At 43.7% G+C, this 25,086-nt stretch carries 17 protein-coding genes, 2 tRNA genes, 1 rRNA gene and 2 pseudogenes; 2 read left to right on the top strand and 20 right to left on the bottom strand.

The features are described 5' to 3' along the window. Nucleotides 1-162 precede the first annotated feature (162 nt). The 5 genes from L0B17_RS03400 to L0B17_RS03380 all read right to left on the bottom strand — a co-directional run bounded on the left by L0B17_RS03400 (nucleotide 163) and on the right by L0B17_RS03380 (nucleotide 6,445). Nucleotides 163-238, bottom strand: a tRNA-Ala gene (locus L0B17_RS03400). A gap of 142 nt (nucleotides 239-380) precedes the next feature. After that, nucleotides 381-457: transfer RNA gene (locus tag L0B17_RS03395), tRNA-Ile, on the bottom strand. An 88-nt stretch (nucleotides 458-545) separates the two neighbouring features. Next, nucleotides 546-2,090: ribosomal RNA gene (locus L0B17_RS03390) — 16S ribosomal RNA — on the bottom strand. A 674-nt stretch (nucleotides 2,091-2,764) separates the two neighbouring features. Next, nucleotides 2,765-5,488, bottom strand: a complete 2,724-nt coding sequence (gene secA / locus L0B17_RS03385) for a preprotein translocase subunit SecA (protein ID WP_235089526.1) — start codon at nucleotides 5,486-5,488, stop codon at nucleotides 2,765-2,767. Nucleotides 5,489-5,545: 57 nt separating this feature from the next. Beyond that, on the bottom strand, nucleotides 5,546-6,445 hold the full coding sequence (locus tag L0B17_RS03380) for a M23 family metallopeptidase (protein WP_235087585.1): 900 nt from the start codon (nucleotides 6,443-6,445) through the stop codon (nucleotides 5,546-5,548). Between the two features lie 27 nt (nucleotides 6,446-6,472). Between L0B17_RS03380 and L0B17_RS03375 the strand changes: the two genes are divergently transcribed. Further along, a complete protein-coding gene (locus L0B17_RS03375) occupies nucleotides 6,473-6,931 on the top strand; it encodes a DUF721 domain-containing protein (protein ID WP_235087583.1) in 459 nt (152 codons plus the stop codon). Here L0B17_RS03375 and lpxC read toward each other — a convergent pair. The 15 genes and pseudogenes from lpxC to mraZ all read right to left on the bottom strand — a co-directional run bounded on the left by lpxC (nucleotide 6,928) and on the right by mraZ (nucleotide 23,994). Further along, nucleotides 6,928-7,848: a UDP-3-O-acyl-N-acetylglucosamine deacetylase gene (gene lpxC, locus L0B17_RS03370; protein ID WP_235087582.1), complete on the bottom strand. Its 921-nt coding sequence runs from the start codon at nucleotides 7,846-7,848 to the stop codon at nucleotides 6,928-6,930. The genes L0B17_RS03375 and lpxC overlap by 4 nt on opposite strands. A gap of 244 nt (nucleotides 7,849-8,092) precedes the next feature. Then, nucleotides 8,093-9,259: a cell division protein FtsZ gene (ftsZ, locus tag L0B17_RS03365; protein ID WP_235087580.1), complete on the bottom strand. Its 1,167-nt coding sequence runs from the start codon at nucleotides 9,257-9,259 to the stop codon at nucleotides 8,093-8,095. Between the two features lie 26 nt (nucleotides 9,260-9,285). After that, nucleotides 9,286-10,521, bottom strand: coding sequence for a cell division protein FtsA (gene ftsA / locus L0B17_RS03360; protein ID WP_226412745.1), 1,236 nt, complete (start codon nucleotides 10,519-10,521; stop codon nucleotides 9,286-9,288). Beyond that, complete coding sequence (locus L0B17_RS03355) at nucleotides 10,518-11,171, bottom strand: cell division protein FtsQ/DivIB (protein ID WP_443019921.1); 654 nt, start codon at nucleotides 11,169-11,171, stop codon at nucleotides 10,518-10,520. The genes ftsA and L0B17_RS03355 overlap by 4 nt, the downstream gene beginning before the upstream one ends. 250 nt (nucleotides 11,172-11,421) lie before the next feature. Further along, entirely contained in the window at nucleotides 11,422-12,867 is a 1,446-nt protein-coding gene (murC, locus tag L0B17_RS03350) for a UDP-N-acetylmuramate--L-alanine ligase (RefSeq protein ID WP_235087577.1), read from the bottom strand. A gap of 1 nt (nucleotide 12,868) precedes the next feature. Continuing rightward, nucleotides 12,869-13,996, bottom strand: a complete 1,128-nt coding sequence (murG, locus tag L0B17_RS03345) for an undecaprenyldiphospho-muramoylpentapeptide beta-N-acetylglucosaminyltransferase (RefSeq protein ID WP_235087576.1) — start codon at nucleotides 13,994-13,996, stop codon at nucleotides 12,869-12,871. Then, nucleotides 13,993-15,207 (bottom strand): cell division protein FtsW, encoded by a 1,215-nt coding sequence (gene ftsW, locus L0B17_RS03340; protein WP_235089523.1) that lies wholly within the window; start codon nucleotides 15,205-15,207, stop codon nucleotides 13,993-13,995. The genes murG and ftsW overlap by 4 nt, the downstream gene beginning before the upstream one ends. After that, a pseudogene (gene murD / locus L0B17_RS03335) lies at nucleotides 15,197-16,514 on the bottom strand (UDP-N-acetylmuramoyl-L-alanine--D-glutamate ligase). Before murD ends, ftsW begins: the two are co-directional and overlap by 11 nt. Nucleotides 16,515-16,520: 6 nt before the next feature. Next, nucleotides 16,521-17,602, bottom strand: a pseudogene (mraY, locus tag L0B17_RS03330) (phospho-N-acetylmuramoyl-pentapeptide-transferase). Continuing rightward, complete coding sequence (locus tag L0B17_RS03325; RefSeq protein WP_235087574.1) at nucleotides 17,603-18,976, bottom strand: UDP-N-acetylmuramoyl-tripeptide--D-alanyl-D-alanine ligase; 1,374 nt, start codon at nucleotides 18,974-18,976, stop codon at nucleotides 17,603-17,605. Further along, nucleotides 18,973-20,502, bottom strand: coding sequence for a UDP-N-acetylmuramoyl-L-alanyl-D-glutamate--2,6-diaminopimelate ligase (murE, locus tag L0B17_RS03320; protein ID WP_235087572.1), 1,530 nt, complete (start codon nucleotides 20,500-20,502; stop codon nucleotides 18,973-18,975). The genes L0B17_RS03325 and murE overlap by 4 nt, the downstream gene beginning before the upstream one ends. Continuing rightward, the gene (locus L0B17_RS03315) at nucleotides 20,499-22,235 is read right to left on the bottom strand and encodes a penicillin-binding transpeptidase domain-containing protein (protein WP_235087571.1); all 1,737 of its coding nucleotides are present in this window, start codon (nucleotides 22,233-22,235) and stop codon (nucleotides 20,499-20,501) included. Before L0B17_RS03315 ends, murE begins: the two co-directional genes overlap by 4 nt. 11 nt (nucleotides 22,236-22,246) lie before the next feature. Beyond that, entirely contained in the window at nucleotides 22,247-22,561 is a 315-nt protein-coding gene (gene ftsL, locus L0B17_RS03310) for a cell division protein FtsL (RefSeq protein WP_235087569.1), read from the bottom strand. 11 nt (nucleotides 22,562-22,572) lie between these two features. Continuing rightward, on the bottom strand, nucleotides 22,573-23,514 hold the full coding sequence (rsmH, locus tag L0B17_RS03305) for a 16S rRNA (cytosine(1402)-N(4))-methyltransferase RsmH (protein ID WP_235087567.1): 942 nt from the start codon (nucleotides 23,512-23,514) through the stop codon (nucleotides 22,573-22,575). Nucleotides 23,515-23,535: 21 nt separating this feature from the next. Continuing rightward, on the bottom strand, nucleotides 23,536-23,994 hold the full coding sequence (mraZ, locus tag L0B17_RS03300; protein WP_226412723.1) for a division/cell wall cluster transcriptional repressor MraZ: 459 nt from the start codon (nucleotides 23,992-23,994) through the stop codon (nucleotides 23,536-23,538). Between the two features lie 723 nt (nucleotides 23,995-24,717). On the opposite strand from mraZ, the gene L0B17_RS03295 reads away from it, so the two are divergent. Beyond that, complete coding sequence (locus tag L0B17_RS03295) at nucleotides 24,718-25,011, top strand: hypothetical protein (RefSeq protein WP_235087565.1); 294 nt, start codon at nucleotides 24,718-24,720, stop codon at nucleotides 25,009-25,011. Nucleotides 25,012-25,086: the final 75 nt, after the last annotated feature.

Raw genomic sequence — 25,086 nt, 5'->3', positions numbered from 1 at the left:
AACATAATCACACAAACAACAACGAATCATCATCTATGCGCCTTTAGTTAGTACTATCAGCTTTCCAAATTGTTAAAGAGCGGGCTTAAAAAAGCCAAAGATAAATTTTTCACTTATCTTTGGCATCTCTGACCAATGTGTATGTATTTCATCTAAGATGAATGGTGGAGCTATGCGGGATCGAACCGCAGACCTCCTGCGTGCAAGGCAGGCGCTCTCCCAGCTGAGCTATAACCCCTTTACATACAGCGAGAATTTATGTTCACCTTCTAAGAAGGTCAGCCAATTTATTTGGCTTGCCAATCATTTCTAATCAAGGCGGATGATGACGACGTTTAGTTCACTAAACGAGTTATCTTCCAACGCAGAGTAGGAAAAATTGGTGGGTCAGAGTGGACTTGAACCACCGACCTCACCCTTATCAGGGGTGCGCTCTAACCAGCTGAGCTACAGACCCAACATAATTTCTCTTTCTTTCTATCAAGTAATCTGTGTGAACACTCACATGCATTGCTGCACTTTAGGTATTGAGTTAGTCGTATAGGTAAGGAGGTGATCCAGCCCCAGGTTCCCCTAGGGCTACCTTGTTACGACTTCACCCCAGTCATGAACCACAAAGTGGTGAGCGTTCTCCCGAAGGTTAAACTACCCACTTCTTTTGCAGCCCACTCCCATGGTGTGACGGGCGGTGTGTACAAGGCCCGGGAACGTATTCACCGTGACATTCTGATTCACGATTACTAGCGATTCCGACTTCATGGAGTCGAGTTGCAGACTCCAATCCGGACTACGACGTACTTTGTGAGATTAGCTCCACCTCGCGGCTTTGCAACCCTCTGTATACGCCATTGTAGCACGTGTGTAGCCCTACTCGTAAGGGCCATGATGACTTGACGTCGTCCCCACCTTCCTCCGGTTTATCACCGGCAGTCTCCCTAAAGTTCCCGACATAACTCGCTGGCAAATAAGGATAGGGGTTGCGCTCGTTGCGGGACTTAACCCAACATTTCACAACACGAGCTGACGACAGCCATGCAGCACCTGTCTCACAGTTCCCGAAGGCACAATCGCATCTCTGCAATCTTCTGTGGATGTCAAGAGTAGGTAAGGTTCTTCGCGTTGCATCGAATTAAACCACATGCTCCACCGCTTGTGCGGGCCCCCGTCAATTCATTTGAGTTTTAACCTTGCGGCCGTACTCCCCAGGCGGTCTACTTAATGCGTTAGCTTGGGAGCCCAGTGACTAAGTCACCAAACTCCGAGTAGACATCGTTTACGGCGTGGACTACCAGGGTATCTAATCCTGTTTGCTCCCCACGCTTTCGTGCATGAGCGTCAGTCTTTGTCCAGGAGGCCGCCTTCGCCACCGGTATTCCTTCAGATATCTACGCATTTCACCGCTACACCTGAAATTCTACCTCCCTCTACAAGACTCTAGTTCCCCAGTTCCAAATGCTATTCCTAGGTTGAGCCCAGGGCTTTCACATCTGGCTTAAAAAACCGCCTGCGCACGCTTTACGCCCAGTAATTCCGATTAACGCTCGGACCCTCCGTATTACCGCGGCTGCTGGCACGGAGTTAGCCGGTCCTTCTTCTGTAGGTAACGTCACAGTAACCGTTTATTAAACGTCTACCTTTCCTCCCTACTGAAAGTGCTTTACAACCCGAAGGCCTTCTTCACACACGCGGCATGGCTGCATCAGGCTTTCGCCCATTGTGCAATATTCCCCACTGCTGCCTCCCGTAGGAGTCTGGGCCGTGTCTCAGTCCCAGTGTGGCTGATCATCCTCTCAGAACAGCTAGGGATCGTCGCCTTGGTGAGCCATTACCTCACCAACTAGCTAATCCCACCTAGGTTCATCCAATCGCGAAAGGCCCGAAGGTCCCCTCCTTTCCCCCGTAGGGCGTATGCGGTATTAGCAGTCGTTTCCAACTGTTATCCCCCTCGACTGGGCAGATCCCTAGGCATTACTCACCCGTCCGCCGCTCGCCGGCAAAGATAGCAAGCTATCTTCCCGCTGCCGCTCGACTTGCATGTGTTAGGCCTGCCGCCAGCGTTCAATCTGAGCCATGATCAAACTCTTCAATTAAAGTTTTTTTGAATCTTGCGATTCGGCTCAATGAATTCTGATTGCTTTATCAACCGAAGTTAACAAAGTCTTTTTGTACATATTGCTATGAACATTCATCGTTGCATTGAGTTTAAATTTTTTGATTGCCAACATTCCGAAGAACAGAAGACAATTTCGAATAACTCAATACCTGTGAATGTCCACACAGATTACTTGATAAATTGTTAAAGAGCGTTGATGTTAATTTTTCAAACATCGCCGTTAGACGCTAGGTCGTTGGCTTGGGCTGCGTATTCTACAGACCCTGTTGTTAGCGTCAAGTGTTTTTTCAAACTTTCTTTTCGCTGTTGATTTGATGATGAAACCGAAGTCTTTATCCTTTCAAATCAACCTGAACTTCCTCAGTGATTAACCTTGGATGCCACTTTGCTTTCGCGCTGTGCCGTGTCAGTGGTTGCGCATTATAGGGAGATTCTGAAGCGGTGCAAGTGCTTTTGTGTAAAAAGATCGACTTTTAGCGATCTTTTTTATAGTTACCCACTTACCTACACGTTTTACACCATTTACCCCCAAAGTTATCCACAATGTGTGGATGTCTGGCTTTAAACTCTTATTCACTAGGCATAAAAAAAGCAGCTATATAAGCTGCTTTTCATCATCACTATGTTGGTTTAGCTAAGTTAACGGGTGTATTAACTTAATTTGCCATGACATTGTTTAAATTTCTGGCCTGATCCGCAAGGACACGGATCGTTACGTCCAACTTTTTCACCATCGCGAATAACCGTCTTTGGTTTTTCTGCAGTAGTTGTAGCTTCGCCTTCGTCCAATGCATCTGCGGATGCATGCTGGTAATCACGTTTAATCTTAGCTTCTTCATCGCGACGGCGTTGTTCCATGTCGTCTACATCTGATTGTGCTTGTACTTGCACTTTCGATAAGACACTAATGACATCGTGCTTTAATGTTTCAAGCATCTGTTGGAATAACTCAAACGATTCACGCTTATATTCTTGCTTAGGATTTTTCTGCGCATACCCACGTAAATGGATACCTTGACGCAGATGATCCATCGCAGCTAAATGCTCCTTCCATAAACCATCTAAGGTTTGTAGCATCACGGCTTTTTCAAATTGGCGTAATACTTGTGCACCAACCATCTGCTCTTTAGCTTTAAAAGCATCTGTCCATGATGTGACAATACGCTCACGTAATGTCTCTTCATGTAGATCGTCTTCTTTATCTAACCACTCTTGTATCGGAAGCTTTAATGCGAACTCATTATGTAAACGTTGCTCTAACCCAGGTATATCCCATAACTCTTCTAAAGAATTCGGTGGGATATAAGTATCAATTACGCCAGAAACAACATCTTCTTCGATATTTTTAATCGTATCTTCAATGCTTTCTGCATCCATTAGCTCATTACGTTGAGAGTAAACAACTTGGCGTTGATCATTTGCCACGTCATCATATTCAAGTAATTGCTTACGAATATCGAAGTTACGCGCTTCTACTTTACGCTGTGCATTTTCGATAGCACGAGATACCCATGGATGCTCAATAGCTTCGCCTTCTTCCATTCCAAGTTTTTTCATCATGCTTGAAACGCGATCTGATGCGAAGATGCGCATCAAGCTATCTTCCATTGATAAGTAGAAACGTGAAGAACCTGCATCACCTTGACGACCAGCACGACCACGTAACTGGTTATCAATACGACGAGACTCATGACGCTCGGTACCTAAAATATGTAAACCACCTGCAGCAAGCACTTCATCATGACGTATTTGCCAATCAGCTTTAATTTTAGCTTTTTGCTCTGCTGTTGGATTGTCTAACGCCTCAATTTCCATGTTCCAGTTACCGCCTAATACGATATCTGTACCACGACCAGCCATGTTAGTTGCAATTGTTACTGCACCTAAACTACCGGCCTGAGCAACAATCTCAGCTTCTTTCTCATGGAATTTAGCATTTAGCACGCTATGTGGGATGTTGGCTTTGTTCAATAATGTATTAAGCAGTTCTGATTGCTCAATAGAAACGGTGCCCACTAATACTGGCTGACCACGTTCACGACATCCTTTAATATCAGCAATAATGGCATCATACTTTTCTGCAGCCGTTAGATAGACAAGATCTGCCATATCGTTACGAACCATTGGACGGTTAGTGGGTACTACAACGGTATCTAGGCCATAAATATGCTGAAACTCGAACGCTTCTGTATCAGCAGTACCCGTCATACCGGCTAATTTGTCATATTGGCGGAAGTAGTTCTGGAAGGTAATTGACGCAAGAGTTTGGTTTTCATTTTGAATATGAACCCCTTCCTTAGCTTCAACCGCTTGATGTAAACCTTCTGACCAACGACGACCAGGCATAGTACGACCCGTATGTTCATCAACAATGACCACATCATCGTCTTGAATAATGTAGTCAACATCGCGCTCAAATAATGTATGCGCACGAAGGGCTGCATAAACATGGTGAAGTAATGAAATATTTGCAGCTGAATAAAGTGAGTCACCTTCAGCTAACATGCCTTGCTCGGTTAACAGCAGTTCAACTTTTTCTTGGCCGCGTTCAGTTAAATGAACTTGCTTACCTTTCTCATCGATTGTGAAGTCACCTTCACCTATATAGTCTTCAGTATCTTCTTTATCTTGACGTACAAGACTAGGAATTAACTTGTTCACTTTAATATAAAGATCAGAGCTGTCTTCAGCTGCACCAGAAATAATCAGTGGTGTACGCGCTTCATCAATTAAAATTGAGTCAACTTCATCGATCAAGGCGTAATTAAGAGGACGTTGTACACGCTCTTGCGGAGAAAAAGCCATATTATCGCGCAGATAATCGAAGCCAAATTCGTTATTTGTGCCATAAGTAATATCTGCGTTATAAGCTTGTTTCTTTTCTATTTGACCAATACCGGCAACGTTAACACCAACCGTTAAGCCTAAAAACTCAAATAATGGGCGATTAAACTCTGCATCACGACGGGCTAAATAATCATTCACCGTAATTACGTGAACGCCTTTGCCGCTGAGCCCATTTAAATATGCTGGCAATGTGGCCGTTAACGTTTTACCTTCACCGGTACGCATTTCAGCAATACGGTTACTGTCTAATACCATGCCACCAAGTAATTGGACATCGAAAGGACGCATATTAAACACACGCTTTGACGCTTCACGCACAACGGCAAATGCTTCTGCCATCAAACTATCTAGGCTTTCGCCTGATTCTAGACGCTGTCTAAACTCTGCGGTTTTTGCTTTTAGTTCTTCATCGGACAGTTTTTCATAGTCAGCTTCCAATGCGTTAATTTTAGTGACCACTTTACCCAAGTTTTTTAGGGTACGGTCGTTTCTGCTTCCAAATACTTTTGTCAGTAATTTACCTAACATCTTAGTCACTTATCTCTTGTAGGTTTGGCTCTTCAGAGCGCATTAACCGTTATATGATCAACTTGCTTTGCGGTATACAAATTTTTGTGGATCTATTTGTTGTCCACCGCGAAGCACTTCGTAATGCACATGAGGGCCGGTTGAACGACCTGTGCTTCCCATACTGGCGATAATATCGCCTTTGGCAACGACGTCACCTACGTTTACTGACAGAGATTTATTGTGTCCATAGCGAGTACGAAGACCATTACCATGATCTATTTCGATAAGCTCGCCATACCCAAACATACTTCCTGACCACGTTATTACACCTGCGGCAGTTGCAATAACATCGGCCCCTTCTCGTCCCGCAAAATCAATACCTTTATGCATTGTTCTACGGCCATTAAAAGGGTCATTGCGTAAACCATAGGGCGAAGATAACCAACCTTTATCGATTGGCCGCCCTGATATATAACGTTCTTCATCTATATGGAGATTTGTTGACACTGTTTCAAGTAGTGACAACTGAAGATTATTATTATCAATTCGTGATGCTAGCTTATTCATATCATGCATAAGCTGGCTTAATTCGATTCCTGTCCCTAATTCACTGTAACCGCCGATGCCTGCTTCTGCATGGAAATCGAATTGGTCGTCAAGTAAATTATTTTGGGCAACTTGTTGGCCTAATGCTTCAAGTCGGGTAATTTTGGCCTGCATTTTAGCAACATGAGTTACTAACGTAGCCAGTTGAATTTCAGTTGCGTGTTTGAGCTCAATAACTTGCTGTTGTTGTTGCTCACGCAGCTGTTGATTTTCATCTACTTTAGCTTGTTGATTAGCAAAGCGATCGGTACTGTATTGATAAATAGCAGTTCCAGTGACCATTATCATAATGGGCAAAAGAAACCATCGTTTACTGGGTTGCCAACGCGTGACCCCATTTCGACCTTGAACAAATACTGTTACACTCATAGCCTAATTCAGCCATCTTATTATCATATGAAAAAGCCCCCTCAAGACCTCAGCAATTTATTACATTTGTCAGGAAAACTACCTGAACTCGCTGAGAAAGCAGAACTGCTAAATAATCTAAATCGTTATCTAAAACAGATTATCGATGGTCCTGCGGCAGAGCAGCTGAAAGTAGCTAATCTCCGCCAGGGTGTTCTTGTTGTTGAAACCTCATCCGCAGCCTGGGCCGCTAGAATTAATTTTCAAAAGCCTAAACTACTACGACAACTTCAGGCTGAAACGCTACCCATGCTCACTGCTATTGAGGTTAAAGTCAACCCAGGATTAGCAATGGGAAATGTAAACTCCCAGATGAATCACACTTATATCAGTAATGAAGCGGCACAACATATTGCTGCATTAGCTGATCATGTGGAAGGATCTCTGGGTGAAAAACTAAAACGGCTGGCTGCATTGGCCAGCCGTAATAGGCAATCAAACGATTAAGCTAGTGCTGTGGTACCCGGCACAATAAAGCTGACAGGTACATCAGCCTCTTTGTCAAAGCTGACTAATTCCCATGCATCCTGCTGGGCAAGTAGCGCTCTAACGAGTTGATTATTTAATGCATGACCTGTTTTGTATGCTTTAAATTCACCGACAATGGCATGACCTGCTACATATAAGTCACCAAAAGCGTCGAGAATTTTATGCTTAACGAACTCGTCATCATAACGCAGACCATCAGGGTTGAGAACGCGGTATTCGTCAAGCACTACAGCATTTTCCATGCTGCCACCTAAAGCGAGGTTATTAGCACGCAAATATTCAATATCACGCATAAAGCCGAACGTTCTAGCACGGCTGATATCTTTTACAAAAGCGGATGTAGAAAAGTCCATCACCATATGTTGCTGACTACGAGCAATTTCTGGATGAGCAAAATCAATTTTAAAATCAACTCTGAACCCTTTAAAAGGTCTTAACTCAGCCCATTTATCGCCGTCTTCAACACGAATAGGTTTGGTAATTTTTAGGTATTTTTTCGGTGCCGCTTGCTCTTTTATGCCTGCACTTTGCAGCAAAAACACAAACGGACTGGCACTGCCATCCATAATTGGGATTTCAGGGGCATCAACTTCGATAATCGCATTATCAATGCCTAAGCCAGCAAGTGCTGCAAATAGATGTTCAATTGTAGAAATACGAACACCTGTATCATTTACAAGCGCTGTGCACATTGTCGTTTCACGCACTAATTCAGCCTTGGCAGGGATAGACACTGGAGGCGTTAGATCGGTACGTGTTAGTACAATCCCTGTATTTACTGGTGCGGGCTTAATGCACAGAGTCACCTTGTTGCCAGAATGTAATCCGACACCAGTACTCTTCACCATTTTTTGAACAGTTCTTTGAAAAATCATTCATTTACCCGTAAATAACAATAAAAACAGAAGCTTAAAATAAACACCCAAAGCCATCATGTATAGCTGGTACGATATGCTACCATATCTTGCACAATTCACAAAAAAAATGCAAATAGCCCCAGAACAACGTCATTTCGTTATCAACTATGCAATCATCACGCTTTTGTTAACATTAATACTGTAGACAATATTAATATCAGCCTATCAAAACCGCTTTAAAACGGGTTGATAGCTATGCTAATTAATCAGCTTGCTTACGTAAAAATGCTGGAATATCTAAATAATCTGCATCGGCACGTGGAGCGGGAACTGATTGTGGTACAGCATTACTCTTCGACGAAGAATATGTTGGCGCAACAATAGGCTCATCAACTGGCTCTGGACGTGGTTCAATTACCACTGGCTCTGGACGTGGCGCTGTTTTTTGCACTAACTGAATATCTGGCTTCTTTTCAATGCCAATACCGGTAGCAACAACCGTTACACGTAGCTCATCGCTCATTTCAGGATCAATCACTGCACCCACGACTACTGTCGCATTTTCAGATGCATAAGCTTTAACATGGTTACCCACTGTTTCTAGCTCTTCAATTGTGATGTCCATACCCGCTGTAATGTTCACTAATACGCCACGGGCGCCAGCGAGATCAATATCTTCTAATAATGGACTTGCAACTGCCGCCTCTGCTGCTTCTTCTGCTCGATCATCACCAGTCGCAACACCTGTGCCCATCATGGCATTACCCATTTCAGACATTACGGTTTTCACGTCGGCGAAATCCACGTTGATTAAGCCTGGGCGAGTGATCAACTCTGCAATACCTTGCACAGCACCAAGGAGCACGTTATTAGCTGCAGCGAATGCATCTAGTAGAGAGGTGCCACGACCAAGCACTTTAAGTAGCTTTTCATTTGGAATGGTAATTAACGAATCCACATGTTTAGCTAACTCAGCGATCCCTAGCTCAGCGTATGCCATACGCTTTTTGCCTTCAAATGGGAACGGTTTAGTCACAACAGCGACAGTTAAAATGCCTTCTTCGCGTGCGATTTCAGCAACGACTGGTGCTGCACCTGTACCAGTACCGCCACCCATTCCCGCTGCGATAAAGATCATATCTGAACCTTTAATCGCCGCACGAATATTTTCACGGTCTTCTTCTGCCGCTTGACGGCCTACGTCTGGGTTCGCCCCTGCCCCTAAACCTTTTGTTACGTCACGTCCAAGTTGGATTGTTGAACCTGCACTTGATTTACGTAACGCCTGTGCATCTGTGTTTGTTACGATAAACTCAACACCTTCGATGCTGTGTTTTACCATATGTTCGACAGCGTTTCCGCCACCACCACCGACACCGATGACTTTAATCACCGCTTCGTCTGAATGTGAATCCATGATCTCAAACATTGTCTGATCCCGTTTGTCTGCGTTATTTAAAATTCACCCTTAAACCAGCTTTTTACCCGATTTAAAAAGCTAGTTACCCCTTGGCGTTCAGGACGTTCGAACTGACGTTCGATAAGCCTTCTTGCCCCATAGTGAAGCAACCCTATCCCTGTTGAGTAAATTGGTTGGTCCACGTATTCATATAATCCTTTAACTGGCAGTGGCGAGGCGACTCGCACCGGCATACCGAATGTCGCTTCGGCAATGTCTACCACGCCTGTTATGGAAGATGTTCCACCGGTTAGTACTATGCCTGCGGCAATTTGGTCTTCTAAACCGCTATCTTGTAATTGCTTCAGTACTAACTCGAATAATTCTTGGTATCTTGGTTCGACAACTTCAGCCAGAGTATGACGTGACATACTACGCGAAGGTCTTCCTCCTACTGACGGAACCTCAATACTGTCTTCACGGCTTACCATTGAGCTTCTTGCACTGGCAAACTGCACTTTAATTTGTTCTGCATGGGTTAACGGTGTGCGAAATATTTTAGCAATATCACTGGTCACTTGGTTACCCGCTACCGGCACTACGGCGCAATGACGTAATGCGCCATTGGTATAAACTGCTATATCTGTTGTGCCACCGCCAATATCGACAATACACACACCAAGGTCTTTCTCGTCATTGGTTAATACTGAATCTGCAGAGGCTATGCCTGAGAACACTAAATCATCTACTTTCAGGCCACAACGTTCGACACTTTTAGTAATATTTTTAGCCATGTCATTTGCACAAGTCACAATATGCGCCTTGGCTTCCATACGCATACCCGACATGCCTATTGGACTTTTTATGCCGTCTTGCACGTCAATTGAATATTCCTGTGGCAACACATGCAAAATACGACGTTCGGTCGGTATTTTAACTGAACGCGCTGTATGAATCACATTATCAACATCTTCTTGAGTGACTTCTTCGTCGTTAATCGACACCATGCCGTTTTCATTCTGACACGCGATATGCTTACCTGAAATGCTTAAATAAACAGAAGACACTTGGCAATCAGCCATAAGTTCAGCTTGATCTAATGCCCTTTGCACACTGCGTACGATTGAGTCGAGATCATTCACGCCACCTTTGTCCATGCCACGAGAAGGATGATTACCTAAACCAATAACACTAATTTCACCGTCAGGCAGTACTTCACCTATTATGACGGCGACCTTTGATGTTCCGATATCTAACCCTACGATAAGGTTTCTTTCCTGATTTTTGGTCATTTATTCTCAGTTCTCTTATTGGTCTCATCCCAGCCCACAGCAAAACCTGTGTCATAACGTAAATCCACTCTGGCGACGGGTCTTTCACTTTGCACTAGTGTCGGGTAGACATTGATAAAACGCTGTATTCGAGACATTTTATCCTCACGCCCTAGCTCTATTTGTATACCATTAGCCAATTCAGCTTGCCATGCATGGCGTGGGCTTAATCGCAAGCTGGCTAATTTAAATCCATTTATTTGAAGTAATTCATCTAATTGCCTAAAGCTTATAAGTACTTCTTCAGCCATATCATCAGGGCCTGACAACATAGGTAAATTAACTAAATCTAATTCAGCCAAAGCATTAAACACTTCACCGTTAACATTTAGCCAAGCATCACCATTCCAGTGTGCTACAGCTTGTTGCTCTTGTAAGTTCACCTTAAATTTTGCAGGCCACTCGCGTCTAACTGACGCATGATAAACCCAAGGTAGGCTTTCTAATGCCCGCTGTATATCTAATACGTCAGCGTTAAAAAAACTACTCTTCATCATTGACTGCAACGCCACCTTGATTTCTTCGTCCGAGGTATAACGGCGCTCACCTTTAATAGCAATAGCTTCTATCGGAAGGGCGTCAGCATCATTAAGTAACTCATGAAGCTTCATGCCACTCCATGTAATTGTTGTCAACACACTGAGCAAAAACATCAAACCAAAATACAAATACCAATTAACGTGTTTTAGCTTTTGTTTTAACTGGCGTCCTTTCTTGCTCCATGACACCGATAATCACTCCCGAAAACTGCTGATACGATCATGCAAAAAACCGGCTATTATATAGTGCTTAATGACTGTATAAAAGCGCGATTTTTCAACTGCATAACTGTACAAAAACCGCTCGATTTTATTTTTAACATTATGCTGGTTTAAATCCCAGTTCACTACTTGCTAACTCACGCGATAACGCACCAATATTACCGGCACCTTGTGTTAACAATAAATCACCGTCTTGCAATACATCAGGTAATACACTTGCAAGTTGATCTGGGCCTGAAATAAATATTGGGTCAACCTGACCACGCACGCGAATTGAACGACATAATGCTCGGCCATCTGCACCTGGTATCGGGTTCTCGCCCGCGGCGTATACATCAAGTAAAAGTAAACAATCGACTTGCGATAATACCTCTACAAAGTCTTCGTATAGATCGCGTGTACGACTATAACGATGTGGCTGGTAAGCCATCACTAACCGTTTATCAGGCCAACCTGCACGTGCAGCTTTAATGGTGGCAAGTACTTCACTTGGATGATGACCATAGTCATCTACTAACATGACCTTACCATTGGGAGTATCAAACTCACCTAAGTGCTGGAATCGACGTCCAATGCCTTCAAACCCTGCTAATGCTTTCACAATAGAAGCATCATCTATCTCATCTTCACTGGCCACTGCGATAGCAGCTAAAGAGTTGAGCACATTATGTGCTCCAGGTAAGTTCAATACTATATCTAAATCGGGTCGGTCTTTTCTGTGCGCGGTAAAGCGTGATTGATGCCCTTGCTGAACAAAGTTACTCGCCCTTACATCGGCATCTTCACTAAAACCATAGGTCACAATTTGACGGCCAACTCGCGGTAAAATCTCTTGAATTACCAGGTCATCAATACACATTACGGCGACACCGTAAAATGGTAAGTTATGTAAAAAATCCACAAATGTAGTTTTCAGGACTTCAAAGTCGCCACCATAGGTGTCCATATGATCAGCTTCAATGTTGGTAACAACACTGACCATTGGCTGCAAATGCAAGAAGCTGGCGTCACTTTCATCTGCTTCAGCAATCAAATATCGGCTTGTGCCTAAACGTGCATTGGTACCAGCACTGTTTAACAAACCGCCAATAACAAAGGTAGGATCGCGTTGCGCTTCACCATAAACACTGGCAATTAAGCTAGTGGTTGTGGTTTTGCCATGAGTACCGGCAATGGCTACACCATGACGATAACGCATCAATTCTGCTAACATTTCAGCACGACGTACGATTGGGGTGCGATTTTCCTGTGCGGCTAGAATCTCAGGGTTCTGCTTATCAATTGCCGTGGAAACAACAACAACATCAACATCAACAACATTGTTAGCCTGATGACCAATAAGAATTTTTGCCCCTAAACGTGCCAAACGTTCAGTAACATTATTTACAGCAATGTCTGAGCCACTAATTTGATAGCCTTCATTGACTAACACTTCAGCAATACCACCCATGCCAGCACCACCGATGCCAACAAAATGAATCCGCTTGACCCGTCTCATTTCGGGGATCATGCTACGAAGCTGTGCGTACTTTTCTGTCTTTGTCATTTCAACCCTTTTTCGCTACCGCGGCGCATATAGCTGCAACTCTTTGAGTGGCATCTAACACGGCTACGCCCCGTGCTTTTAGCCCCATTTGGAGCAATACTTGTCTATCACTGGCAAATAGCTGCAATTTTTCAGCAAGCAATTTTGCATTCAATTCTGTTTGCGGTACTAAAAATCCCGCATGTGCATCCACTAACACAGCTGCGTTTCTAGTTTGATGATCATCAACTGCATGTGGATAAGGCACTAATATACTTGGTAAACCTACAGCGGCTAATTCAGATACCGTTAATGCCCCTGAGCGGCACACTACCACATCCGCCCAACGGTATGCGGCTTCCATATCATCAATAAATTCAGCCACATTCACTTTATCAAGCTGGTTTAATTGCTGATATGCCGCTTTAACAGCATCTAAGTTATTTTTACCCACTTGATGCCAAACTGTTATTGAGTGTTGTGTAGCTAACAGAGCAACCGCATCTGGTAAGGTTTCATTAAGAGCCTTGGCACCTAAACTTCCCCCTACGACCAATACTTTTAGGGCATCCTCATTAAGCGGTTTGTCTAGTGCGCCCAATGACACTAACTCTTGTCTGATTGGATTACCTACCACTTCAACATTTTTAATATCACTCGAAAACGTGTTGTTAAAAGCACATAAAACCTTGCTGGCAATTTTTGACAGTAATTTATTTGTCAGACCTGGAATGGCATTTTGTTCATGCAATACAATTGGAACGCCAGCTAACTTAGCTGCCACACCACCAGGCCCACTGGCAAATCCACCCATGCCCAACACCACATTTGGCTTAAAATCGTCTATAACGGCTTTGGATTGAATAATAGCGCGCACCACTTTAAACGGTGCCGCTAATTTACACAGCAGGCCGTTGCCACGTACGCCTTTAATATCAATAAACTCAATATCAAAACCATGTTGTGGCACTAAGCGCGCTTCCATACGGTCTGCAGTACCTAACCAACGTACTTGCCAGCCACTGGCAGCTAAATGTTTAGCAACGGCTAATGCCGGAAAAACATGACCGCCGGTACCGCCAGCCATGACTAATAATCTTGGAGAGTGGCTATAAGCAACTGCACTGTTATTGGTATTTTCATCTGTCATTGTTTAGCCCTCCCTTGTACTGCTTGAATTAAACTGACACGCCTTTCATGATCAATTCTGACTAACAACATTACCGCGGCCGTCATGACCCACAAGCTACTACCACCATAACTAATAAAGGGTAATGTTAGCCCTTTTGTTGGCAACATACCGATACTTGCGCCGACATTAACCACGGTTTGAAAACAAATCCAAATACCGACACCATAAGCGACATAGCTTTCAAATGGCCGTTGCATTTGTAAACATAGATTACCCAATCTAATGGCGCGCAGTGCAATAAAAAACATCACTAATAGCACGGCAATAATGCCCATAAATCCAAGTTCTTCACCAATGACAGCAAAAATAAAGTCAGTGTGAGCCTCAGGTAAGTAAGCTAACTTTTGAATACTATTGCCTAACCCTTGACCAAACCAATCACCCCGACCATAAGCCATTAACGATTGAGTTAACTGATAACCACTGCCAAACGGGTCTTCCCATGGATCCATAAAAGAGGTTACCCGTCGCATTCGGTAAGGTTCAAATAGCACCAATAACACAAAAGTGGCTATTCCTAATAATACCAACACCATAAAATCAGTGATTCGAGCTCCGGCCAAAAATAATAAACTGACGGTACAAACGAATAATACCACTACAGTCCCTAAGTCGGGTTGCAGTAGGATTAACACCGCAAATAACACATAAACACCGATAGGTTTGTAAAAGCCTTTACGGTTTTCTCTTAACTCGCCATGTCGACGAACCAAGTAACCCGCCATATAAACAATAAAAACAAACTTTGCCAGTTCAGCTACCTGAATGCGCACAGGTCCAATAGCCAACCAACGTCTGGCACCATTGACCGATGTACCCACCACTAATACAGCAAATAACATGATCAACACGCCTATCATCAGCATGCCACTATTTTTTTCCCAGTGACTCACCTCAACTTTCAACACAGCAAAGGCAATGACAATACAGCCAATAAGATAAAATATATGTCGGTATATAAAGTGAAACGGGTTACCGGTTAACTTCTCGGCCTCAGGCATAGAAGCCGACATTACCATCACAAAGCCGAAACACATCAAGCCAATGATGGCCGCTAAAAATGTGCGATCGTAAAGCTCCACTCCAGCGTTATTATCATCAAGCAATGATGGCCAAATTCCTTTCAGACCTTGTTTGAATAAGCTTAATTGCTGCTCATTACTGGCCATCAAGTTGTTCCACACATTGCTTAAAATCATCGCCACGTGCCATAAAGTTGCGATACATATCTAAACTGGCGCATGCAGGTGACAACAAGACAATGTCACCTGAAAAGGCTAGTTGCGCTGCGGCATCAACCGCTTCTTTCATGGTGGCGACGCTAATACTGTTACTTTTTAATTTGGCAATTTTTGCGCCGTCTTTACCAAGGGTAATTACCTTGGCAACATGCTCTAATGCTGGAATTAAGGGTTTAAAGTCAGCGCCTTTACCATCTCCACCTGCGATTAAAAACACTTCACCTAAATGGGTATTTAATCCTTGCAGTGCAGCAACGGTTGCGCCGACATTGGTAGCTTTAGAGTCATTGATATAAGTCACACCGTCTACAACCGCCACAAGCTCACAACGGTGACTTAGGCCTTTAAAGCTACTGGCAACTTGAATAGCAAATGCTTTATCTACTGAACAGGCATCAACCAATGCCATCGCGGCCAGTAAATTAGCGTGGTTATGCGAGCCAATTAAAGTGACATCATTTAAATTCATTATTTCGCTATCGCCGTGAAAGATTTTTCCGTCACTTAATCCCCATTCATCAGCTTCAGGCACGCCTAAACCAAATGTATTTTGGTTCATGGGTTCAAATGGAAAAGTCAGCTCATCATCACGGTTATACATCACAAATTTACTTTGTGGATATAAGTTCAATTTAGCTTCCCGATAACTGGAAATGCTGCAATAGCGATCCATATGATCTTCGCTGATATTGAGACAAGTCGCTGCAATACAGTTCAATGAAAAGGTCGTTTCAAGCTGAAAACTGGATAACTCCAAGACGTAATATTCAACATCTTGCGCTAACAAATCTAACGCTGGGATACCAATGTTACCGCCCATAGCGACTTTTTTCCTGCCGCGGCTAAGATATCGTGCACTAAGGTTGTCACGGTAGACTTACCATTTGACCCAGTAATACCAATCACGCATGGTTTTCTATCAGCAATGGCTCGAGCAAATAGCTCGATATCACCAATAACTTCAATTCCCATATCACGGGCCGCTCTAATCTCAGGTGTTTCAATTGAGATACCAGGGCTAATTATCAATTGACTGGCTTGAACCAAATATCGGCAATCAAACCCACCCGCAATCAATTCAATATCAGTAAACTCTTTTGCAAGTACATCTTCGCCAGGGGACGGCGACGGCTATCCATCACCAAAGGTTTAATTCCCTGGGAAACTAAATAACGCACGACCGACAACCCAGTGGCTCCCAGTCCTAAAACGATGTGCGTATAATTGGAGTGCATAATATTTTACCTTAACTTCAAGGTCGCAAGACCTAGTAATACAAGGAATAAGGAAATAATCCAAAAGCGCACAATAACCCGCGGCTCTGGCCAGCCTTTTAATTCATAATGGTGGTGAATAGGCGCCATGCGGAAAATACGTTGGCCGCGAAGCTTGTAAGAACCCACCTGTAAAATCACTGAAACAGTTTCCATCACAAATACGCCACCCATGATGATCAGTAAAATCTCTTGGCGAACCAATACTGCAATTGTCCCTAGCGCAGCACCGAGTGCCAGTGAGCCTACATCGCCCATGAACACTTGTGCAGGATAGGTGTTAAACCATAAAAAACCTAAACCAGCCCCGACAATTGCTGTACACACAATCACCAGTTCGCCCGCTTCTGGCAAATGCGGAATATGCAAATAATTAGCAAATTGGGCATGACCTGACAGATAAGCAACCAGCGCAAACGCTCCAGCAACCATCACAGTAGGCATAATCGCTAAACCATCCAAACCATCGGTTAAATTAACCGCATTACTGGCTCCAACAATGGTGAAGTACGTTAAAAAGATAAACAGTACCCCAAGTTGTGGCATGACATCTTTAAAAAAGGGCACGACTAGTTGAGTCTCACCGGTATTGTCGCTGAGCTATACAAATAAAATGCTACCACTAACGCGGCTATAGACTGCGAAGCATATTTCCAGCGGGCAATAAGCCCTTTAGAGTTTTTCTTAACCACTTTTAAATAGTCATCAAGAAAGCCTATCGCGCCAAAAGCACCTAACACGAACAACATCACCAACACATATCGACTGGAGAGATCACCCCAAAGCAATACGCTGATAAAAATACCCGCAAGGATCAGTAATCCGCCCATAGTCGGGGTGCCACGCTTACTAAAGTGTGATTCTGGGCCGTCATTACGCACAACTTGACCAATTTGCAATAACTGCAAACGTTCAATCAGTTTAGGTCCCCACCACAAACTAAACACTAATGCGGTCAACAGCCCTAAAATGGCTCTGAAAGTCACATAAGAAAAAACGTTAAACCCACTGTAAAACTGGGTTAAATACTCGGCCAGATAAACCAGCATCTACACTAACTCCCCGCGCCCGAAGGCATCTACTAATAAATCGACCACACGTTCCATCGCTGCGCTTCGAGAACCTTTGACTAATATTGTCGCCTCACCTGGCAACTGATTTAATTGTGCTATTAACATCTGAGCTAATTCATTTACATCTTGAAAATGTTGACTACCAAAAGCACGACTCGCGTGTGCAGATAAACTGCCACAACAATATAGCGCGTCAATATTGGCCATTTTAGCCTGTTGACCGAGCTGTTCGTGCAAAGGGGCGGCATTGTCGCCTAATTCGCCTAAATCTCCCAGCACTAAACAACGATAATGTTGACGTTGTTGCAACCAATTAATCGCAGCACTCACTGAACTAGGGTTAGCATTGTAGCTGTCATCAACCACCAGAAAGCGCCCTAGTGCTTTAGGCATCATGCGCCCTTTCACTGGTTGCAATAAACTTAGCCCAGAGGCCACCATAGATAAATCTAGCCCTAGGGCTAGACATATAGATGCTGAAGCCAACGCATTGCTCACTTGATGGATACCCGTCAATGGCAATTGCACTTCAACTGTTTGCGAGGCATATTCGAGTGAAAAGTAATAACAACCTTGGGCATTGGCAACTAAGCTGGTCGCTCGCACATCAGCAATAACATCTGACTCACGTGAAAAGCGCAGTTGTTTAAACGCGGCTGCTTTGGTTGCCATAAACTCAGCAAACTCATCATCAGCATTAATCACTGCGGTGCCGTCTGGAACTAAATGGTTAAATATTTCAGATTTAGCCTGTGCAATGCCTTCAACTGAACCAAACCCCTCAAGATGCGCACTGCCAATATTGTTGACCAAAGCCACTTGCGGCTTAACTAAGCTACTGGTGTAGTTAATCTCACCCTGATGGTTTGCACCTAATTCAAATACACCATATTGATCACCTGCTGATAATCGCAGCAGAGTCAGTGGCACACCAATATCGTTATTAAAATTACCTGCGGTGAACAACACCTGAAATTGCTGAGATAAAATGGTTGCCACCATTTCTTTAACACTGGTTTTACCGTTTGAGCCGGTTAACGCCACAGCTATAGGTGCCACTTGCTGGCGCACTAATTGACCTAGCAGCCCCAAAGCTGTATGAGTATTACCAACCACAACTTGAGGCACATTAAGCGGTAACTTACGTTCAACCAATAATGCTTTGGCGCCATTATCTACCGCCTTAGCAGCAAACTCATGGGCGTCAAAACGCTCACCTTTTAAGGCGATAAATAGACTGTCATGATCACATTTTCGACTGTCAGTACTGACAGCCTTGATCGTGGTATCTTCTCCCACTAGTTGACCATTTAACGCTGTGGCCAGTTGCTGTAATGAAAGTGAGATCATACTGACGTCTCCATTAACATCGCGGCAAGTGCACGCTCATCATAATCGACTCGTTTGCCAGCCACTTCTTGATAAGTCTCATGGCCTTTTCCAGCCAGCAGGATAATATCGTTCGGTTTAGCCTGCGCCACAACCCACTTAATCGCACTAATACGGTCAACCTCAGATAATGCATTTTGCGGTGCTGTTAAGCCCGCAAATACATCATCAATAATATCTTGTGGGTTTTCACTGCGGGTATTATCACTGGTCACCATAACGCGATCAGCGAATTGCTCTGCGGCCTTGGCCATTAGAGGACGTTTACCTTTATCGCGGTCGCCACCACAACCAAAAACACACCATAGTTGGCCAGCACAATGCACTCGCAGCGCTTTTAATGCCTGCTCTATAGCATCAGGAGTGTGGGCGTAATCGACCACTAATGTGGCTTTATTCTGACCAGCAAAACGTTCCATGCGCCCCGCTACCGGTTTAATATGCGGTAATACGTTAAGTATCTCGCCTATTTCAATACCTTGTAACGATAAAGCAGAAATAGCGGCTAATACATTAGACAGATTAAAATGCCCAAGTAGCGGTGATATTAATGTTGCATTCCGTTTATCGTCGCCATTGGTTGAAGGATAAACCAATGTTGCGCTAACACCTTGGTCATCAAATACCGTGTCTTGGCAGTAAAAATCAGCTTTGATATTCGTTAAACTAAAGGAGTGTAACTGCAGTTTGCTGGCGTTGCGGTTGAACAAATCAGTAGGGGTTAATGCTTTCTGTTGTAATTCACTTAACCATTGTTGACCAACAGGATCGTCTAAGTTAATCAGACCATTAGATAATGATGCAAATTGAAATAAGCGTTTTTTAGCAGCGGAATAGGCGTCCATATCACCATGATAATCAAGATGATCTCGACTTAAATTGGTAAAAATGGCAGTGTTAAATGGCACGGCTTCAATCCGCCCTTGCACTAAACCATGGCTTGAGACTTCCATGGCGCATACATTCGCACCTTGCCGTTCAAAATCAGCTAATTGCTGCATCACGGTAATCGCATCAGCAGTAGTATTGCCACTGTCAGCAAGATCACCCCATAAGCCATTGCCTAATGTGCCCATCACAGCGGCCTTTTTACCTAATAAAGTGACTAGTTGAGCAATGATTTGACTGACTGAGGTTTTACCATTCGTGCCAGTAATGCCTATCACTTTAAGCTTGTTGGAAACGGTATAGTATTGAGCCGCCACAGCAGAAATCTGTCTGGTAAGTTGGCAGAAATAAATAACAGGAACGCTATTAATCAACTCGACTTGTTCATGCTGAGCGGAATCGTCAGTGTGCGCAAGTACCGCTATTGCACCGTTTTCAATCGCGGCGTTAATGTATTTTCGACCATCTACTTTATACCCTGGCAGGGCAACAAACACTTTACCCGCATCTATCTGCCGACTGTCTAACGTTAAGCCATAAAACGATTCAGCCCTGGCATAATGAAACCAGGGCGCGAGTAAATCTTTAAGTAACATCATCCCGCGCTCCTTGGCGCAGCCGCAAGCTTTATTGCTTCACGCTCGGAAATGGGTTCAACATTGAGCATTTGCAAAGCCCCTGACATTATCTTGGCAAAGGCGGGGCCGGCGACATCTCCGCCATAATACTTATCCCCTTTGGGCTCATTAATAACCACAGATATAGCCAACCTAGGAGTATGCACAGGCGCGACACCGGCAAAAATGGCAACATAATCGTCACCATACCCTCCAGCTACCGCTTTACGGCTGGTGCCGGTTTTACCCGCGATAGGATAACCATCAATATGCGCTTTAGTCGCTGTGCCGCCGGTTTCCGTCACGCCTACCAACATTTGCATCACATCTTTAGCCACTTGTTCTGATAATACTTGCTGGCCTTTAGGTGGCTCTTTTAACTTTAAAATAGAGACCGGAAACAATACTCCACCGCTGCCTAGGGTGGCGTACATGCGAGCAAGTTGTAGTGGTGTGGCGGTAAAGCCATAACCAAAAGATAACGTGGCACGCTCAAAATCAGACCAACGGCGGCGATCATGAATTAAGCCAGCACTTTCACCGGTTAAATTAATACCGGAATAGTTACCCAGCCCCATAGATTGATAAGTACCCAGCAGTTGTTGAACCGGCATAGATAAAGCTAACTTACTGATACCTACGTTGGATGATTTAACCAGTATTTTTGCCAGCGACATATCGCCATAATTATTTGAATCACGTACCTGACGGCCACCGATCCGCATCCAACCTGGTGAGGTCGGGATCAGATCATTTGTTTTGATTGTTCCTGCCTCTAAAGCCGCAGCCACCACAAAAGGTTTCACGGTAGAGCCTGGCTCAAAAGTATCGGTTAGCGCACGATTACGCATTCTGTGCGCCTGCAAGTTATCTCGAGCATTTGGGTTATATGATGGAGTATTGACCATGGCTAACACTTCACCAGTAAGCACATCAATCACCACCACCGAACCTGAAGTCGCTTGATAGGTTTCTGTAGCCCGCTTTAATTCTCGATAAGCCAATTGTTGTATACGTTGGTCAATACTCAAGACGATATCATTAGAGTTTTCACCCTCTTGCACCATATCAAGACGCTCAACCACGCTACCGTCACGAGATTTACGCACTTTTTGTTTTGAAGGTGTCCCTGTTAACCAAGTATTGTAAGTATTTTCAATACCTTCAATGCCAACATCATCAATATTAGTAATACCAATTAGCTGGGCAGCTATTTCGCCAGCAGGATAATAACGACGTGATTCAGATTTAAGGTAAATACCGCCAATCTTTAATTGCTCAATATAGTCTGCAACAGCTGGGGTTACTTGGCGTTTTAAATAGACAAATCGCTTGGTGGGATCACGTTTAACTTTTTGTACCAGTTTATCAACAGGCTCTTGCAGTACATCGGCTAATGCCTGCCAACGACGCATATCAACAAAGGCTTTTTGATCGTGTGCATGTTTAGGATCGGCCCACACAGCACGAACAGGTACGCTGACCGCAAGCATATCGCCATGTCGGTCGGTAATTAGGCCTCGTTGTACCTGGTTACTGGTCGTTCGTAGCGTACGCATATCACTTTCGTGACGCAGTTTATCCGGCTCAATGATTTGGATATAAGCTGCGCGAGCAATCAAACTGACAAATAGCAGCATGACAAACCCCACCACAACGTATAGACGCCATGGAATAAGTTCAGGATTTTGTTTACGCTTTGCTTGTCTGGACATATTCCCTATGCTCACTGCGCCCGTATAACCACTTCCTCTTTAGGAAGTGGTCTAGACATGTTTAAGTCTTTTGTTGCAATACGGGTTACACGGCTGTGTTCCGACTGCGACTGCTCTTCTAACAATAAATTTCGCCACTCAATATCAAGACGGTCTTGCTCTTGTAATAACTCATCCCATTGTGATGTCAACTTGCGACTCACATGGCTGGTATATACCACGGCTACCGCATTTATCATCACGATAAGTGTCGCCAGCACCACCCATTTATGGTGCCATATATCCTGTAACACGATACGGGGAAGATTAAGTGGAGGCTGGCTCAAAATCTTCTACCTTAGTACGGTAAACGCTCAGCAACACGTAGTACTGAACTGCGTGAGCGAGGGTTTTGTTCAATCTCTTCATCCGATGGTTTTAATGCTTTACTCATTGGCTTCAGCTTGCGCGACTTATTTATTTCATCTTCCGTGATAGGTAAACCATATGGCACACTTTCACCTTGGCTGTGACGACGAATAAAGCGTTTCACCATGCGATCTTCTAATGAATGAAAGCTAATGACAGATAAACGTCCTTCAGGCGCTAACACTTTTAAAGACCCTTCCAATGCTTGGTCAATTTGTTCTAACTCGCTGTTAATATAAATACGAATTGCTTGAAACACCCGAGTTGCGGGATGCTTGTTGCGTTCTTTATTTTTAGTGATACGCGCAATCAATTCAGCTAAGTCTTTAGTTCGTAAAAAGGGTTTTTCGTCCCTGTCGGCCGCAATACAGCGCGCAATATGGCGAGCATTCTTTTCTTCACCATAGGTTTTAAATACCCACGCCATATCTTCAATTTCAGCACGGGCAATCCATTGTGCAGCCGTTTCGCCCTGGCTATTGTCCATGCGCATATCTAATGGACCATCACGTAAAAAACTGAAACCACGGTCTGCATCATCAAGCTGTGGCGATGACACGCCTAAATCCAGTAATACGCCATTAATCTTGCCAACTAGCCCTAAGTCTTCAATGTAGTCGGCCATCTGGCCAAATCCACCGTGTACAATTTGAAAACGTGGGTCGTCAGCAAACTGTTTTGCGGCTTCAATTGCTTGCGGGTCTCGGTCAATGGCGATTAAACGGCCATTAGGCCCCAAATGACTCAGTACATGTCTTGAGTGTCCGCCACGTCCAAATGTGCCATCGATATAGATGCCATTAGGATCAATATTCAGACCCTCTACAGTCTCTTTTAATAACACACTTAAGTGAGCAAACTCTTGACTCATTTGGGTCTTCTTTTCATCACATTACAGGGTAAATTGGCTCAACCTTGGATGGCTGGCCAAATTCTGGTTGCTGATCAGCTCATGGTTTTGCTCCATTTGCAGCTGCCAAGCTCCTTCTTCCCATAATTCAAATTTATTTAATAAGCCGACTAACATGGTTTTTTTATCCAAATTAGCAAAGCTTCTGAGTATCGGCGGCACAACAATGCGGCCATGGCTGTCTAGTTCACATTCTTGGGCGTATCCCAATAATTTGCGTTTCAACGAGCGCTCTGTGGGGTCAATATCAGAAAGTAGCAACAATTTGGTTTCCATGAGTTCCCACTCATGCAACGGATAAATCAACAAGCAAGGGGAGTTAATATCAACGGTCAATACAAGCATGCCATCGTGCCCATTACGTAACGCATCGCGGAATCTCGCTGGCATAGCGATCCGTCCTTTTGCGTCCATATTGATTGCACTTGCACCTCGAAACACGTTTATAAAGTCCTTGTTGGTTTAATTTGATCCACAATGATCCACTTCTTCCCACAAATGCTAAGTTTAGGGATACAACACAAGTGTTGTCAAGGGATGTGAACATATATTAAATCCAGACGCCAAGCGGGTTAGCAGGGAATTTTTAGCTAAGGAATAAAAACCACAGTTAACGCGCATAATAGCCATGAAAAATATGAGTTAATGAATAAAACCAGATACATATCGGCGGTTATTTCAGCAACTTTTATCTTACTTAATGTTAACAAACGAACTGATAGCGCATGATTAATAGATTAAATACTCCATAATCGATGTGATTTTCCCATAGCAACACGTCATATTTAATCGAATTTTTAATTAAACTTAATCCATCTACTGTTAATAAGTCGTTATTCAGTGTGAAAAAGCCTACTTTTTATGCTAATGATAATAATAATGCTAATGGAGAGCTGGAGAATTAAGCTGGGACTTGGTTAGCGCGACATAATGAGGCAGAGCATAATTTGATCTGTGCCCTTGCATAGTCTCTTTTTAGATATTTCAGTGGATAAATGAATATTTGACTAAAATATAACCTACGCTGGCCGATAGTAAGGTAGTTAATAATATTAGCTTACGCTGACAGTGCTGAGGGGGATGACCTTGACGTAAATGTAGTCAATAGCCCTATTGTGAAATATAGGGGATGTCAGTAATAACACGCCACGAAAGGAGACCGACATGAGTTTAGACAGCATATATGCCATGCTCAGCAAACCTGCGCAATTTATTACCCAGCGCAAGCGCATTGTCAATAGCGTCAGTGTTTCAAGTGAAATTACACCTGATAGCCATGACGATCCGCAGGCGGAACTTCCTTCATCCAATACCGATCATGTGCATCATACCCAAACAAAGCAAAAATCGAAACTAGAGTATGTATTAGGTACAGGTGACTATATTACCGATGATGATGCGCCTGTAATTGAGCATAAAAGTAAAGATAAAAACAAGCATATTGACCTTGAAGTATAACGACACTATTTTGCTAATGTCATTTTACCGTAAGCTAAAAAAACCATATCAAGCTTGATATACGGCCTATTACTG

Origin of the sequence: Shewanella sp. OMA3-2 (assembly GCF_021513195.1) — a bacterium.
Lineage (GTDB): Bacteria > Pseudomonadota > Gammaproteobacteria > Enterobacterales > Shewanellaceae > Shewanella.
This window is presented reverse-complemented; position numbering and strand designations above follow the sequence as displayed.

Coding starts and splice junctions, on each gene's coding strand:
- secA (WP_235089526.1), bottom strand. CDS start 5,488: ATGTTAGGTAAATTACTGACAAAAGTATTTGGAAGCAGAAACGACCGT.
- L0B17_RS03380 (WP_235087585.1), bottom strand. CDS start 6,445: ATGAGTGTAACAGTATTTGTTCAAGGTCGAAATGGGGTCACGCGTTGG.
- L0B17_RS03375 (WP_235087583.1), top strand. CDS start 6,473: ATGAAAAAGCCCCCTCAAGACCTCAGCAATTTATTACATTTGTCAGGA.
- lpxC (WP_235087582.1), bottom strand. CDS start 7,848: ATGATTTTTCAAAGAACTGTTCAAAAAATGGTGAAGAGTACTGGTGTC.
- ftsZ (WP_235087580.1), bottom strand. CDS start 9,259: ATGTTTGAGATCATGGATTCACATTCAGACGAAGCGGTGATTAAAGTC.
- ftsA (WP_226412745.1), bottom strand. CDS start 10,521: ATGACCAAAAATCAGGAAAGAAACCTTATCGTAGGGTTAGATATCGGA.
- L0B17_RS03355 (WP_443019921.1), bottom strand. CDS start 11,171: ATGAAGCTTCATGAGTTACTTAATGATGCTGACGCCCTTCCGATAGAA.
- murC (WP_235087577.1), bottom strand. CDS start 12,867: ATGACAAAGACAGAAAAGTACGCACAGCTTCGTAGCATGATCCCCGAA.
- murG (WP_235087576.1), bottom strand. CDS start 13,996: ATGACAGATGAAAATACCAATAACAGTGCAGTTGCTTATAGCCACTCT.
- ftsW (WP_235089523.1), bottom strand. CDS start 15,207: ATGGCCAGTAATGAGCAGCAATTAAGCTTATTCAAACAAGGTCTGAAA.
- L0B17_RS03325 (WP_235087574.1), bottom strand. CDS start 18,976: ATGATCTCACTTTCATTACAGCAACTGGCCACAGCGTTAAATGGTCAA.
- murE (WP_235087572.1), bottom strand. CDS start 20,502: ATGATGTTACTTAAAGATTTACTCGCGCCCTGGTTTCATTATGCCAGG.
- L0B17_RS03315 (WP_235087571.1), bottom strand. CDS start 22,235: ATGTCCAGACAAGCAAAGCGTAAACAAAATCCTGAACTTATTCCATGG.
- rsmH (WP_235087567.1), bottom strand. CDS start 23,514: ATGAGTCAAGAGTTTGCTCACTTAAGTGTGTTATTAAAAGAGACTGTA.
- L0B17_RS03295 (WP_235087565.1), top strand. CDS start 24,718: ATGAGTTTAGACAGCATATATGCCATGCTCAGCAAACCTGCGCAATTT.